This is a genomic window from Paenibacillus favisporus (assembly GCF_040545415.1).
GTDB lineage: Bacteria > Bacillota > Bacilli > Paenibacillales > Paenibacillaceae > Paenibacillus_AQ > Paenibacillus_AQ favisporus.
The window spans coordinates 137,840-150,854 of the sequence record NZ_JBEPLV010000008.1; the positions used below are offsets into that span (position 1 = coordinate 137,840).

The 13,015-nt window shown below is 53.6% G+C and carries 16 protein-coding genes; 14 read left to right on the top strand and 2 right to left on the bottom strand.

What is annotated here, in order from left to right; translation table 11 throughout:
• The first annotated feature begins 125 nt into the window (after positions 1-125).
• The 4 genes from ABID47_RS29255 to ABID47_RS29270 all read left to right on the top strand — a co-directional run bounded on the left by ABID47_RS29255 (position 126) and on the right by ABID47_RS29270 (position 3,562).
• Entirely contained in the window at positions 126-1,616 is a 1,491-nt protein-coding gene (locus tag ABID47_RS29255) for a UbiD family decarboxylase (protein ID WP_354502224.1), read from the top strand.
• Positions 1,617-1,672: 56 nt separating this feature from the next.
• On the top strand, positions 1,673-2,239 hold the full coding sequence (locus ABID47_RS29260) for a UbiX family flavin prenyltransferase (RefSeq protein ID WP_354502227.1): 567 nt from the start codon (positions 1,673-1,675) through the stop codon (positions 2,237-2,239).
• 99 nt (positions 2,240-2,338) lie between these two features.
• Positions 2,339-3,148, top strand: a complete 810-nt coding sequence (locus ABID47_RS29265; RefSeq protein WP_354502230.1) for a DUF4183 domain-containing protein — start codon at positions 2,339-2,341, stop codon at positions 3,146-3,148.
• 129 nt (positions 3,149-3,277) lie between these two features.
• Positions 3,278-3,562: a DUF4183 domain-containing protein gene (locus ABID47_RS29270; RefSeq protein ID WP_076174904.1), complete on the top strand. Its 285-nt coding sequence runs from the start codon at positions 3,278-3,280 to the stop codon at positions 3,560-3,562.
• Between the two features lie 44 nt (positions 3,563-3,606).
• On the opposite strand, the gene ABID47_RS29275 is transcribed toward ABID47_RS29270, so the two are convergent.
• Positions 3,607-4,287 carry an SOS response-associated peptidase gene (locus tag ABID47_RS29275; RefSeq protein WP_354502235.1) on the bottom strand — a complete coding sequence of 227 codons (681 nt, stop codon included), beginning with the start codon at positions 4,285-4,287 and terminating at the stop codon, positions 3,607-3,609.
• A 127-nt stretch (positions 4,288-4,414) separates the two neighbouring features.
• Here ABID47_RS29275 and ABID47_RS29280 point away from each other — a divergent pair, with 127 nt between their 5' ends.
• The 3 genes from ABID47_RS29280 (at position 4,415) to ABID47_RS29290 (ending at position 5,308) form a co-directional block, all read left to right on the top strand.
• Positions 4,415-4,612, top strand: a complete 198-nt coding sequence (locus ABID47_RS29280; RefSeq protein WP_076174899.1) for a YqaE/Pmp3 family membrane protein — start codon at positions 4,415-4,417, stop codon at positions 4,610-4,612.
• Between the two features lie 167 nt (positions 4,613-4,779).
• Complete coding sequence (locus ABID47_RS29285; RefSeq protein ID WP_260869427.1) at positions 4,780-4,902, top strand: hypothetical protein; 123 nt, start codon at positions 4,780-4,782, stop codon at positions 4,900-4,902.
• A gap of 202 nt (positions 4,903-5,104) precedes the next feature.
• Positions 5,105-5,308 (top strand): hypothetical protein, encoded by a 204-nt coding sequence (locus ABID47_RS29290; protein ID WP_105442089.1) that lies wholly within the window; start codon positions 5,105-5,107, stop codon positions 5,306-5,308.
• Between the two features lie 62 nt (positions 5,309-5,370).
• Here ABID47_RS29290 and ABID47_RS29295 read toward each other — a convergent pair whose 3' ends face one another.
• The gene (locus ABID47_RS29295; protein ID WP_145160783.1) at positions 5,371-6,129 is read right to left on the bottom strand and encodes an SDR family NAD(P)-dependent oxidoreductase; all 759 of its coding nucleotides are present in this window, start codon (positions 6,127-6,129) and stop codon (positions 5,371-5,373) included.
• 149 nt (positions 6,130-6,278) lie between these two features.
• On the opposite strand from ABID47_RS29295, the gene ABID47_RS29300 reads away from it, so the two are divergent.
• The 7 genes from ABID47_RS29300 (at position 6,279) to tyrS (ending at position 12,991) form a co-directional block, all read left to right on the top strand.
• A complete protein-coding gene (locus ABID47_RS29300; protein WP_354502240.1) occupies positions 6,279-7,610 on the top strand; it encodes a helix-turn-helix domain-containing protein in 1,332 nt (443 codons plus the stop codon).
• 246 nt (positions 7,611-7,856) lie between these two features.
• Complete coding sequence (locus ABID47_RS29305) at positions 7,857-8,429, top strand: sulfurtransferase TusA family protein (RefSeq protein ID WP_354502243.1); 573 nt, start codon at positions 7,857-7,859, stop codon at positions 8,427-8,429.
• A 46-nt stretch (positions 8,430-8,475) separates the two neighbouring features.
• Positions 8,476-8,871 carry a DsrE/DsrF/DrsH-like family protein gene (locus ABID47_RS29310; RefSeq protein WP_354502246.1) on the top strand — a complete coding sequence of 132 codons (396 nt, stop codon included), beginning with the start codon at positions 8,476-8,478 and terminating at the stop codon, positions 8,869-8,871.
• An 18-nt stretch (positions 8,872-8,889) separates the two neighbouring features.
• On the top strand, positions 8,890-10,044 hold the full coding sequence (locus ABID47_RS29315) for an MBL fold metallo-hydrolase (protein WP_354502249.1): 1,155 nt from the start codon (positions 8,890-8,892) through the stop codon (positions 10,042-10,044).
• Between the two features lie 72 nt (positions 10,045-10,116).
• Positions 10,117-10,908 (top strand): sulfite exporter TauE/SafE family protein, encoded by a 792-nt coding sequence (locus ABID47_RS29320; protein ID WP_354502252.1) that lies wholly within the window; start codon positions 10,117-10,119, stop codon positions 10,906-10,908.
• A gap of 120 nt (positions 10,909-11,028) precedes the next feature.
• Positions 11,029-11,298, top strand: a complete 270-nt coding sequence (locus ABID47_RS29325) for a metal-sensitive transcriptional regulator (RefSeq protein ID WP_076174880.1) — start codon at positions 11,029-11,031, stop codon at positions 11,296-11,298.
• Between the two features lie 433 nt (positions 11,299-11,731).
• Positions 11,732-12,991, top strand: coding sequence for a tyrosine--tRNA ligase (gene tyrS / locus ABID47_RS29330; RefSeq protein WP_354502255.1), 1,260 nt, complete (start codon positions 11,732-11,734; stop codon positions 12,989-12,991).
• Positions 12,992-13,015: the final 24 nt, after the last annotated feature.

Here is a 13,015-nt window from a genome sequence, read left to right on the forward strand (position 1 = left end):
CTCCTCCCTCTTCACCAGCATATATTTTTTATATTGTAAACAAATCTAATATATATTTTACATATAAAAGAGCTCGGATGTAAGCTTTGTATGCAGACATTTTAAAGTACTCGGGAGGTCAGACAATGAAAACGATTCAAGCAGCCGGTATCGATTTTCGGGAATATATCGAGGCCTTGGAGCAATACGGCGATATGATCAAGATCGAACAGGAGGTGGATTGGAACCTGGAAATGGGAGCGATGATCCGTTACGCCTATGAACGGCCGGCCCCGGCGCCGCTGTTTTGCAAGATCAAGGACAGCGCCACTGGATTTCGCGTGCTGGGTGCACCGGTCGGTCTCAGTCCGAATGAACGTCATCCTTTTTTGCGGATCGCGCTTTCGCTGGGGCTCCCCGCCGAGACGGGAATTGCGGAGCTGGTTGAGGCTTGGTCCCATCTCCCCGAAGCCAAACCGCTGCCGCCGCAGGAAGTGCCGGACGGGCCGTGCAAGGAGAAGAAACTGTTCGGGGAGGACATCGATCTGACGAGCCTTCCAGTTCCGTACCTGCATGTCGGCGACGGCGGCCGCTACATCAACACATACGGCATTTTGATCGTACGCTCGCCTGACGGATCCTGGGTGAACTGGTCGATTACGCGAGTCATGCTGCATGGCAAAAGGACGATGGCCGGCGTTATCGTGCCAACCCAGCATATCGGCAAAATATACGAGCAGTGGAAGGAGATCGGCCAGGACATGCCGTATGCGCTTTGTCTCGGCGTGGATCCGGGCATCGCCATGATCGCCGGATATCCTCTGCCTGACGGCGCGAACGAAGCCGATTTGCTGGGCGGATGGTACGGCAAACCGCTTCAAGTCGTCGGCTGCGAAAGCCATGATCTTAAGGTACCGGCAAGCAGCGAAATCGTCATTGAAGGCTTTGTATCCTTGAATGAGACCGTACCTGAAGGTCCGATGGGAGAGTATGCAGGATATACGTGGGTAGGGCACGAGAAAGAAGTGCCATGTTTCCGCGTTACGGCGATGACTCACCGACTTGACCCGATCATGCCGGCGGTGGCTGCTGGGATGCCGCCCGAGGAGAATCATACCAACTGGGGGGTTGCTATCGCCGCAAGCATTCAGCATGAACTGCGGCGCCATCGCTTGCCTGTCCGCAGCTGCTTCATCCCGTTCGAATCCGCGGTCCATTGGCTTGTCGTGACGGTAGATTCCTTGGGGACATACACCGATTCGAAGGAACTCGCCCGGCATATCGGAGAAGTGGTATTCGCCTGTCGCGGCGGCTCATACATTCCGAAAATCATCGTCGTGAACGATGATATCGATCCCAGTCGGATTGATCAGGTCGTCTGGGCGGCGGCCACCCGCTGCCATCCGGACAGAATCCTGCATTTTGCCGATCAGCCCGTACTGCCGCTTGTCGCTTACCTGGATCAGGAGGAAAAACGAAAGGCTGCGACGACAAAGATCGTATACAATTGCCTTTCTCCGAATGAATGGCCGGATGGCTATGCACCGCTTCAAGCCTCATTCGCCGGTTATCCGGAGGAAATACGCAAGCTCGCCATTCGTTTGTTTGCTGCCGCCGAAGGAACATCAGCACCATGATTCATCAAAAGAAATGAGTGAAACTTGCATTTACGGATGCGAAGGAGAGAGGGCTTATGAAAATCATCGTGGGCATGTCCGGAGCGACGGGCGCGATATTCGGCATCAGGCTGCTTCAAGCTTTAAAGGAGGCGGGCGTCGAAACGCATGCCGTAGTCTCTCCTTGGGCGGCTGCAAATATCCAGCATGAAACCCCCTACACGGTCAAAGAAGTCGAGGGGCTTGCGGATCAAGTGTACGGTTACAAAGATTTGGGAGCGGCTATTTCAAGCGGATCGTTCCAGATGGACGGCATGATCGTGGCGCCCTGCAGCATGAAGACGCTCGCCTCCATCCGCATGGGATTAAGCGACAACTTGCTCACCCGGGCGGCCGACGTCATTTTGAAGGAACGAAAAAAATTGATCCTGCTTACGCGCGAAACGCCGCTGAACGATATCCATCTGGAGCATATGCTGGCACTGTCCCGCATGGGCACGACGATTATGCCTCCCGTGCCAGCCTTTTATAACCATCCGGCGGCCATTGAGGACCTGATCATGCATATCGTAGTCCGGACGGTGGACCAGCTTGGCCTATCTTTACCGCAAGGGAAAAGGTGGCAGGGAATGAGAGAGAGGTAACACCGAAGATAGCGAATAGTCCACTCCCATGATGTGCATTGGACATATACATATGTCATATACACATATTCCTAATTTTTTAAGGGAAGGGTGCCGCAAATGGGAAAAGGAGGAAAAACGAAGCGCACATATGTAAAGAAGAAAATAAAATGCATCGGCGCTAAAAGAATCAAAAAGGCCGTCGTTTGCAAAAAGGTGAACCCTAGAAGAAAACGGAAGATCCGAACTAGGATAGATCAGTATGCTTTACAAGCGGCAATCGAGGAAGCCAAGACGCAAATCAAAGCAGAGCTGGCGCTATTGACCGGGATGCAGGACAATCATGGGCCTCAGGGGGAACGGGGGACGGATGGTACGGCAGGACTGCCCGGGATTCCCGGACCGCAAGGCCTACAGGGGGTGCAGGGCCCTCCCGGGACGGCAGGCCTCCGCGGGCCGGAGGGGCCGCAAGGCGTACAGGGTCTCCCCGGACAACCGGGTGACCCTGGCCCTCAAGGAGCATCAGGGATGCAAGGGGCATCAGGCGCACCGGGCATTCAAGGGCCGGCTGGTCCGGAAGGACCCGAAGGTCCGCAGGGCCCGCCTGGACCCGTCGTTATACCCGGAGTAACTGTGCTGCCGACGGCCGCCCGTTATTTTTATCAGCCGGAGACCGATCTGGATTTAACGGCGTCGGCCGCGGTTGCGGCGAGCCAATTCACGAATGATGAAGGTGATGCGGTTGCCGATTTTTCGACGCTTGGTCCCAATAGTTTCAGCAACCTCTATATCAATGGGATCATCCAGCCGGGGAATTCGTACAGCATCAATCCGTCGGAGCTATATTTTCCACCGCAAAGCACGACGATATATGCGGGTACTCCTATTGTTTTGGAAACGGTGCAGTTAACGGCGAATATTACAGTCTAGCACTTTTTCGTATTTTCCCCCACGCCGATTCAAACCTTCCTGCATTTAATAGGGTAGAGGATCCGATGGTTTTCAAAGATTTTGGTTTGAAAATCTATATGTTCCTCAACCAAGAAGGGAGGAGAGAATATGCCTATCGTAACCCCATATCAGAACAGCGTGAGATTCACTTCGACCATTGGTGCAGGTACCGGAACCGGAGCAACCTTCGCTATAGCCGCAACGGCCTTCACCAATGACGCTGGAGTGGCTGCTACGGCATTTCCTGGGACGTTCAACTACTACAACCTTTATTTGAATGGTTTGATGCAGACGGCCGACGTTTCGTCAGTGACAACAACGACGCTTACGATTCCTGGAGGCGATGTGTTGGACCCCGGTACCCCGGTTGTCGTTCAGTTTGTTGTTTCTTGATCAGACGAGGACTAACGGATGACCCGGAGGTCCTCTTTGCATTTTTATTTGGAATTCAGGGCGATTCTCTCGATCAATTCTTCACCTTCGTTCCGTACATTTCCGACCGATCTGGACACGGGATAGGAGTACATGTCCTCTGCCTCGTAAGGCCGCAGCAGCCCCTGCAGCAAGTCCTTATCGGACACGCCGGGATCCAGCCAGATGTTCAGCTCTTCCTCACCAAGAATAACGGGCATACGGTCGTGCACCTTCTTCGTAAGGGAATTCGGTTTTGTCGTTATGATGGTGCAGCTCGTGATTATCTCGCCCTCCGGGCTTTTCCAATCATCGTACAGGCCGGCAAAAGCAAACACGTCTCTCGATTTAACCCGGAACCGGTAGGGCTGCTTATGCTCGCCTTCATGAGTCCACTCGTAGAATCCGTCTGCCAACACGGCCATTCGTTTCTCTGGAAAAGCCGACCGAAATGCCGGCTTGCTGTCAATCGACTCCGCACGGGCATTAAACGTATGGTAGGCCATCTTTTTCGTCTTGGCCCAGAACGGAAGCAGCCCCCAGTGAAACCCCTGCAATATCCGCTTTCCGTGATCGCTTCGAACGCCGGCAACCGTTTGGGTCGGGGCTATATTATACCGTGGAGTTATTTCATATTGGACATCATCGATGTCAAATGGCTGGACGAGATCCTCTTCTTCAACCGCCAACGTATACCGTCCGCACATGTCATGTCCTCCTAACTTCATCTCCGTTTTCTTTTTATTACCCAAAAAATGAGTGCGGCACAAAATGAAACGAAGATACCGCGGCGGCGTATTATAGATCATTCAAACAGAAATGAGGTTAACGCCAATGCGTTATTTATTATGCTTTCTTCCGCCGCTGGCCGTTCTGAGCTGCGGTAAATTGGGACAGTTCATCTTAAGCATCATCCTTACATGTATCGGCTACATTCCGGGCGTCATTCATGCGATGCTTGTGGTTCATTCATACAAAGAAGATCAACGGGCGGATCGGATCGTACGAGCGATTCGGGAGCAGCATCGGTAAAACGAGGGTCATTCTTATAATATAGAACTGGCGTCTGATATCCATTATAGGTTCCCAAAGGTGGGGGCCTTTTCCTTTATATAGGATTCAACTATGTTATTTTTAACAAAAATTAACACATAGCCCACTTTCCTGTATAATTAAGGAAAAGTTGCGAGGTGGAACCAATGAAGCGTTTTTCCTTAGGGGATAAGATCCTGATTTTTTTCCTGCTCGGGTTGGCGGCACTGTTTATCATCAGTTTCTTTGTGGTGCGTTACATCATCCGGCATGTGTCGTTTGCTCCGTAGGCAGACAGCCATTGATTTAAAAGGAGTGGCCCTATGAAAAATATGAGGTACAATCCAATCGAACGTTATGCGGATAGATCTACCTGGCTATTGGATGTGCTGCTGTATCTCCCTCGGTTACTTATCAAATTGCTCAGTTGACTTGCTTATCTCGTAGCGGCGGCTGCGTGATCCCGTTCTATCCATAAAGGAGTCGATACATATGCCGGTGCTGATCATGGGAATCGTGCTTGCTGCGATTGGCTGGTTTGCCAGAAAAAAGCCGGAATCGTGGTGGTTTCGAAGATTTGGCGAGGATTGGGATGCAGAGCTTAGCGAGGATCGGCGATGGTACCTACGTTTTGCCGGCATGATTCTTATGATCTTCGGTGGACTGCTGTGTCTGGCAGGTGTGTTCAGTATTTGAGAATGACAAAAACCCTCTCTGATTCCAGAGAGGGTTTTTGTCGTAAGCTAAGCAGAAGCAGCTTACAGTGTCAGGCCGCCGTCCACAAGGACTATGGAGCCAACCATATAGCTTGACCGGTCGGAGGCAAGGAAGGAGACCATTTCGGCCAATTCCTCCGGCTGCGCGTAGCGTCCGATCCGCATGTTGCTGACTTCTTCAGGCATATAGCCGCCCGCTTTGAACTGTTCTTCCACGCTTTGGGTCAGCGAGGTCTGCACGCCGCCAGGGCAGATGGCGTTGACCCGGATGCCCTTTTTCACGTATTCCATGGCTGCCGACTTTGTCAATCCGATCACCGCATGCTTGGTTGCAGAGTACACGGACACGCTGTGCTCGCTGCGGATGCCGGCGGTCGACGCCGTATTGATAATCGAGCCGCTGCCCTGCTTCTCCATCACTTTGAGTACATATTTCAGCCCCAGGAAGGCACCCTTCATGTTAACGGCAACGAGACGGTCGAACTCCGCTTCTTCCACGTCGGCCAGCAGTGAAAATTTCTGGATAATGCCGGCATTGTTGAAAAAGGCGTCGATCCGGCCATAGGTGTCCACGGCGGCATTGACGTAGCGCTGCACGTCTTCGCTCTTGGATACGTCCGCCTGAACGAAAATGCCTTCGCCGCCCTGGTCCTGGACCATCCGCAGCGTTTCTTCGCCAGTTTCGCGGTTAAAATCGACCAGCACGACTTTGGCCCCGTTGGCGGCCATTTTTAAACTGCTGGCTCTGCCGATGCCGCTTCCGGCGCCGGTGACCAGCACGATTTTATTTTCCAATTCCATCGTACATTCCCCCTAATCGTTGATCATGATCTGTTCATTGACCATTGTACGAGGGTTTGATCGGCAATAATTGTACTTTTCTACGCTTAATTGTATTATTTTAATGTAAAGAAACCGTAATCATTTATGCCGGCAAAAGGGGGAGCTTCATGCGGTTCGCATTGGAAGAAATTAAATACGTGTGCCACCATCTGCATGAGGCCCATGGCGTGTCTGTATTTTACGTCAACACCCGCGGGCAATTTGCATATGAAAGTCCCGCTGCGAGCATCCGCCAGAGCCCGTATTATGTTCCGCTTCAGGAGCAGATCAGGGAACATGCAGTAAACGGCGGGCAGAAGAAGACTCCGGTCTTTTTTTCCATCAACAGGCTGCATTTTTTTCGAATCGGTCTGCAGCATGACGATGCAGTCATGGGGCAAATCGTGGTCGGACCCTGTCTCGACACCGGGCTGGACGAAACGCAAATCGATTACATCACGGAGCTGATGCACGAATTTTCCAATGTCCGGGTGTTGATTGAGTTTTACCAATCCCTGCCGGTTATTGGCCCGGAGCGTTTTCGTTCCATGAGCCTGTTGGTTTACAGCCTGTTTTACCAGGAACGGTTGGACCCGGCACAGATCGTTGAGACCAGCGGTGAGCAGCCACCGGAGAATCAGCCTCCGCATGCGCCGGATCTGGAGATTTCGCGGGAACGGATGAACCTGATTTCCCATACCAACCTTTCGCATGAGCGGGTGCTGCTGGATTATGTCCGCAAGGGACGCACCGATAAAGTCCAGGACGTCGTCCGTTATTCGCTGATCGGCGAAGACGAGCTGGGCAAGCTGTCCAAGCGCAGCCGGATCCGCAGCGAGAAAAACCTGATGATCACCGGCGTGGCCTTGATCTGCCGAGCGGCGATCGAAGGCGGGCTGAACGAGGAGACGGCTTTTACGCTGAGCGATTACTATATTCAGCAGCTGGAGGAGCAGGAAAGCCTGCAGGCGATATCCAAGGTGATGACCGAGGCGGTTTTCGCGTTTACGGAACGGGTGTCTAAGGTTAAGGAGCAGCAGTATTCGTCGACGATTACGGCCTGCCAGCACTATATTTCCGACCACCTCTACGACGACATTACACTCGAGCAGCTGGCGAAGCTGACCTATTTGAGTCCCAACTACTTATCCAGCCTGTTCAAGAAAAAGGTAGGTGTCTCCATCAGCGAATATATTCAGCGCGAAAGAATCGACGAGGCGAAAAAGCTGCTGATGCTGACGAAATACAAGGTTTCGGACATCTGCTCATGGTTGAACTTTAACGATCAGAGTTACTTCAACAGGGTGTTTAAAAAAATGACTGGCGTGACGCCAAAACGGTACCGGGAGGAGGGCTCAGCCGGGCGAGCGGCGGAAAAACGAAAAGAACCAGAAGAACCAGAAGAACCAGAAGAACCAGAAGAACCAGAAGAACCAGAAGAACCAAAGTTCCCTGTTTAACACGGATACCCGAGTCTCCAGTTCCTTTGGCGATTCATCTGCTGCTGTCTAAGGACAACAATGAAAAGATAAACAAGCTTCCAGCAGGCGCGTCCTGCAGGAGGCTTTTTTGAATATTCCATGATTTGGCGGTTTGACAATTCGCTGCTTCCATCCTAGAATTATACCCATAGGGGTATACGTATAATACCTCGATCAATGAGCAACACACATCCGGATTTTACTTTATAAGGGAGGTTTACAAGCATGGCGGAAATATCGGCAAATGTCACTTTGGACTGCAAAGGTTTGTCCTGCCCGATGCCCATCGTCCGAACCAAAAAAGCGATGGACCAGCTTGAAGCGGGACAGGTCATTGAGGTGTTGGCCACAGACCGGGGGTCTTTGGCGGATATGCAGGGCTGGGCTAAAAATACAGGTCACCAGTACCTGGGAACCCTTGAGGAAGGGGAAGTGCTGAAGCATTACCTGCGTAAATCCCGGCCGGAAGAGCTGAAGGAAGCGGCGAATTACCCGCATACCGTTTCCAATGAAGAGCTTCAAAGCAAGCTCACAGCGAGCGAGGACATAGTCATTCTTGACGTACGTGAGCCGGCTGAATATGCGTTCGGCCACATACCCGGGGCGGTATCCATTCCGCTGGGGGACCTGGAGGCGCGCCTTTCGGAGTTGGACCGTGAAGACAGCATTCATGTAGTATGCCGCACAGGATCGCGCAGCGATCTGGCATGTCACCTTCTTGCCGAGCATGGATTTCAGCATGTAAGCAACGTCGTGCCCGGCATGTCCGCATGGACGGGACCGATTGAAAATCAATAAAACCAAAACCAAAAACCAAATTCAATATTTTACGGAGGTATGATCCATGAGTACAAAAGTAGCGATTATCGCCAGCAACGGCGGATTGTTCGATGCCTATAAAGTGTTTAACATTGCCACGGCGGCCGCAGCCACCGAGGCGGAGGTAGCCATCTTCTTTACTTTCGAAGGTTTGAATCTGATTCACAAGCAGGCCCACCAACAGCTACCGCTGCCGGCCGGACGCGAGCATTTCGCCGAAGGGTTCCAGAAAGCTAACGTTCCGGGCATTCCGGAACTGGTCGCGATGGCGCAGGAGCTTGGGGTCCGGATGATCGGCTGCCAAATGACGATGGACGTCATGAATTTGACGAAGGACGACTTTATAGACGGGATTGTAGTCGGCGGAGCGGTGACCTTTCTCGACTTTGCCAAGGATGCCAACGTCACCTTATCTTTCTGACAAGGAGGAATCTTTGATATGACAGCTTCAGTGAATGCGAATCCGGGCGTGATGACAGCCAAGGAGCTGACACGGCGGATTCTGGCCAAGGAAGAACTGTTGATTTTGGACGTGCGCAATGAGAGTGACTTTAACGACTGGAAGATCGAAGGGGAGCGGATAGAGATTGTCAACATCCCGTACTTCGATCTGCTGGACGGTGTTGATGACGCCCTTGCCCGGCTGCCTGAAGGCAAAGAGGTTCTCGTCGTGTGCGCCAAGGAGGGATCCTCCCAATTCGTCGCTGAACAATTGGCTGAAGCGGGCAGAACGGGCGTGTCCTACCTGGAAGGCGGCATGAAATCCTGGAGCGAGCATTTGGAACCGGTCCAGATCGCCGAATTGGACGGCGGGGGTGCGCTGTATCAGTTCGTGCGGATCGGCAAAGGCTGTCTGTCTTATATGGTGGTCTCCGGCGGCGAAGCTGCCGTTATCGATACGCCGCGCATGACGGGCATCCTGGAAAGCTTTGCAGGCGAACAGGGGGCGGTGATCAAGCATACGCTCGACACGCACCTGCATGCCGACCACATTTCCGGCGGAAAAGCGTTAGCCGAACGCACCGGAGCGGTCTACTGGCTGCCGCCGAAAGATGCGGAGGAAGTTACCTTTTCCTATGAGCGTCTGGAGGAAGGCCGGGAAATTAACGTGGGAAGCACCACCATCGCAATTGAGCCGGTGTATTCTCCGGGGCATACGATTGGAAGCACGTCGCTGATCATCGATGGGAAGTATCTGCTGACCGGCGATATTTTATTCGTCGAATCCATCGGACGTCCAGACCTGGCGGGCCAAGCGGAGGATTGGGTGGACGACCTGCGGAGCACGCTGTACAGCCGGTACAAAGGGCTGTCCGAGGACTTGATCGTGCTGCCGGCGCATTTCGGCAAAATCTCCGAGCTTGGAGAGGACGGGAAGGTCATGGCCCGGCTGGCGGACCTGTTCCGTCACAATCCGGGGCTGAACATACAGGACGAGGAATCGTTCCGGCGCACCGTTACGGAAAATCTCCCGCCGCAGCCTCATGCATACCAGGATATCCGGCAGGCGAATATGGGCAAAATCCATCCAACCGAAGAAGAACAGCGCGAGATGGAGATCGGCCCGAACCGCTGCGCGGTTCATGACAAGTAACCAGCGTACGAAGTGCGCGGGCAGCCTGTTATCACTAAGGATGCTTAGGGAGGAGAAAGGAGGGAGGACGCCATGGCGGATATGATGCTCTACGCTGTCATGCTGCTGCTGGGTCTCGTCGGATCGTTCTTCTCCGGACTGCTCGGCATCGGCGGGGCGATCATCAATTTCCCCCTGCTGCTGTATGTTCCGCCTATGCTGGGATTGCCGTCGTTCTCCGCACACGAGGTCTCCGCGATCAGCATGTTCCAGGTTTTCTTCTCTTCACTGGCCGGCGTGCTGGCGTACCGGTCGAAGCCCGATCCGAAAGGAGGGGCGGTCCACAAAGGCCTCGTCATGTATATGGGGGGAGGCATTCTGGCCGGCAGCCTGCTCGGCGGACTGGTTTCCGGATCGATGGACGGGACGGCTATCAACGTGATATACGGCATTTTGGCGGTACTCGCCGTCGTCCTCATGCTTATTCCGAACCGGGGGGCGGAGAGCCGGTCTGAACCGCTAACGTTTAACAAAACCATAGCCGTCATTGCGGCTTTTCTGGTCGGTGCTGTTTCCGGCATCGTGGGCGCGGGCGGATCGTTTATACTGATTCCGATCATGCTGACGGTGCTGCGCATTCCCACCCGGACGACGATCGCTTCCTCGCTGGCCATCGTGCTGATTTCGGCAGTCGGCGGAGTCATCGGCAAAATCGCGGGCGGGGGCATTCCGCTCGGGCCGACCGTCTTTACCGTCCTTGGCAGTCTGATCGGGGCTCCGCTCGGATCGAGAATCAGCTCCAGGATGAACGTGACATTTTTGCGGTACGCGCTGGTGGTGTTAATCGCCTTCACGGCTGTAAAAATATGGGCGTCCCTGCTGTGAGAAAGATCGGGTGGAATAAATTTCAGTGCGGCAGCAGGATCCGTACCAGTGTAGTTTTGTTTTTTTTTGCTCTATAATATACCCATACCGGTATATCGTTAGAAAAGGTGGGATCCTGACATGGATTACAATTACACGGATGAAATGAAAACACGTCTGCGCCGCATCGAAGGGCAGATCCGGGGCGTGCTGCGCCTCATGGATGAAGGAAAATCGTGCAAGGAGGTCGTCTCCCAATTATCCGCCGTGCGCAACGCCTCGGATAAGGCGATCGCCCAGATCGTTGCGGAGAACCTGCAGCAGTGCATCTTGGCGGAGCAGGCGGCCGGGAATATGGACACCGGAAAAATGGTGAAGGAAGCCGTGGAGCTGCTGGTGAAAAGCCGGTAAACCCTGGCATTTGACAACCCCGGAGGAAATCAATATACTTTGCTTATCCATTTGAATATTCGGAATATACGCGGAAAGAGCGAAGTAGCGGGAAGTCCCTGTTCTCAGAAAGCCGGGGGTCGATGCGACCCGGCAGCACACGGTCCTGACGAATTACACTCTGGAGTATCTTGGGTAATGCCAAGCGGAATGGCCAACGTTATATGCGCCGTCGAGTGGTGCAGCATGCCTTGAATGAGGCGGCCCTGCGCAATGTGGGTGGTAACACGGTTAGTACAATCGTCCCTTAGGTCTGTTTCAGGCCGGGGGGCGATTTTTTGCGTTTCCCGGCTTCATGAGGAAGCCTTGCATCCGGGAGAAGCCTGCCTCGATCCATGTATAACCGATTTTTAGTCCCATATATCATGAACAAGCAAAGGAGCTGGACAAGAAAATGAACATTATTGATGAACTGGAGTGGCGCGAGGCCATTAACCAACAGACGGACGCGGAGGGACTCCGCCAATTGACGGAGGAGAAATCGATCTCCCTGTACTGCGGCGTCGACCCGACCGGGGACAGCATGCACATCGGGCACCTGATCCCGTTCATGATGCTGAAACGGTTCCAGCTGGCCGGACACCGGCCGGTCATTCTGATCGGCGGCGCCACCGGAACGATCGGCGACCCGAGCGGACGCCAGTCCGAACGCACGCTGCAGACGATGGAACAGGTGCAGGCGAACGTGGACGCCCTGACCGCACAAATGAAGAAGCTGTTCCTGACCGAAGGCGACAACCAGCTGCGCATGGTGAACAACTACGACTGGACGCATCAGCTGAACGTCATTGATTTTCTCCGCGATTACGGGAAAAACTTCAGCATCAACACGATGCTGGCCAAGGATATCGTCGCAAACCGGCTCGAAACCGGCATTTCGTACACGGAATTTTCCTACCAAATTCTGCAGTCGATGGACTTCCTGCACCTGTACCGGGAAGAGGACGTCCAGCTGCAGATCGGCGGCTCCGACCAATGGGGCAACATTACGAGCGGCCTGGATCTGATCCGGAAAAAGGAAGGCCCGGAAGCGAAAGCATTCGGCCTGACCATTCCGCTCATGCTGAAGGCGGACGGCACGAAATTCGGCAAAACCGCCGGCGGCGCCATTTGGCTCGATCCGAAGAAAACGACGCCGTATGAGTTTTACCAGTTCTGGGCGAACACGGACGACCGCGACGTCGTCAAGTACCTGAAGTACTTCACCTTCCTGGACAAAGAAGCGATCGAAGCTTTGGCGGAAAAGGTGCAGACCGAGCCGCACAAACGCGAAGCACAGATTACGCTGGCCGAGGAAATGACCCGGTTCGTCCATGGTGAAGAAATGTTGGCCCAAGCTAAAAAGATCACGGCTGCGCTCTTCAGCGGCGACATCAAGTCGCTCACCGCGGATGAAATCGAGCAGGGCTTCAAGGAAATGCCGACGTTTGAAGCTTCGAAGGAATCCAAGAACATCATCGACTGGCTCGTCGAGGTCGGCATCGAGCCGTCCAAGCGCCAAGCGCGCGAGGATCTGAATTCGGGAGCCATCTCCATGAACGGTGAGCGCGTCACCGACGCCGAACTTGAAGTAAGCGCCGACCATGCCATCGAAGGCCGGTTTATCATCATCCGCAAAGGCAAGAAAAAATACCATCTCGTGAAGCTCTCCTAGTCTCCGGACTTTTTTCGGGGTCAA

Bases quoted from the DNA above. Each gene is read 5' to 3' on its own strand.
- ABID47_RS29275 (WP_354502235.1), bottom strand. From the start codon at position 4,287: ATGTGCGGACGGTATACGTTGGCGGTTGAAGAAGAGGATCTCGTCCAG.
- ABID47_RS29290 (WP_105442089.1), top strand. From the start codon at position 5,105: ATGCCGGTGCTGATCATGGGAATCGTGCTTGCTGCGATTGGCTGGTTT.
- ABID47_RS29325 (WP_076174880.1), top strand. From the start codon at position 11,029: ATGGATTACAATTACACGGATGAAATGAAAACACGTCTGCGCCGCATC.
- ABID47_RS29300 (WP_354502240.1), top strand. From the start codon at position 6,279: ATGCGGTTCGCATTGGAAGAAATTAAATACGTGTGCCACCATCTGCAT.
- ABID47_RS29280 (WP_076174899.1), top strand. From the start codon at position 4,415: ATGCGTTATTTATTATGCTTTCTTCCGCCGCTGGCCGTTCTGAGCTGC.
- ABID47_RS29255 (WP_354502224.1), top strand. From the start codon at position 126: ATGAAAACGATTCAAGCAGCCGGTATCGATTTTCGGGAATATATCGAG.
- ABID47_RS29295 (WP_145160783.1), bottom strand. From the start codon at position 6,129: ATGGAATTGGAAAATAAAATCGTGCTGGTCACCGGCGCCGGAAGCGGC.
- ABID47_RS29285 (WP_260869427.1), top strand. From the start codon at position 4,780: ATGAAGCGTTTTTCCTTAGGGGATAAGATCCTGATTTTTTTCCTGCTC.
- ABID47_RS29315 (WP_354502249.1), top strand. From the start codon at position 8,890: ATGACAGCTTCAGTGAATGCGAATCCGGGCGTGATGACAGCCAAGGAG.
- tyrS (WP_354502255.1), top strand. From the start codon at position 11,732: ATGAACATTATTGATGAACTGGAGTGGCGCGAGGCCATTAACCAACAG.
- ABID47_RS29260 (WP_354502227.1), top strand. From the start codon at position 1,673: ATGAAAATCATCGTGGGCATGTCCGGAGCGACGGGCGCGATATTCGGC.
- ABID47_RS29320 (WP_354502252.1), top strand. From the start codon at position 10,117: ATGGCGGATATGATGCTCTACGCTGTCATGCTGCTGCTGGGTCTCGTC.
- ABID47_RS29270 (WP_076174904.1), top strand. From the start codon at position 3,278: ATGCCTATCGTAACCCCATATCAGAACAGCGTGAGATTCACTTCGACC.
- ABID47_RS29265 (WP_354502230.1), top strand. From the start codon at position 2,339: ATGGGAAAAGGAGGAAAAACGAAGCGCACATATGTAAAGAAGAAAATA.
- ABID47_RS29305 (WP_354502243.1), top strand. From the start codon at position 7,857: ATGGCGGAAATATCGGCAAATGTCACTTTGGACTGCAAAGGTTTGTCC.
- ABID47_RS29310 (WP_354502246.1), top strand. From the start codon at position 8,476: ATGAGTACAAAAGTAGCGATTATCGCCAGCAACGGCGGATTGTTCGAT.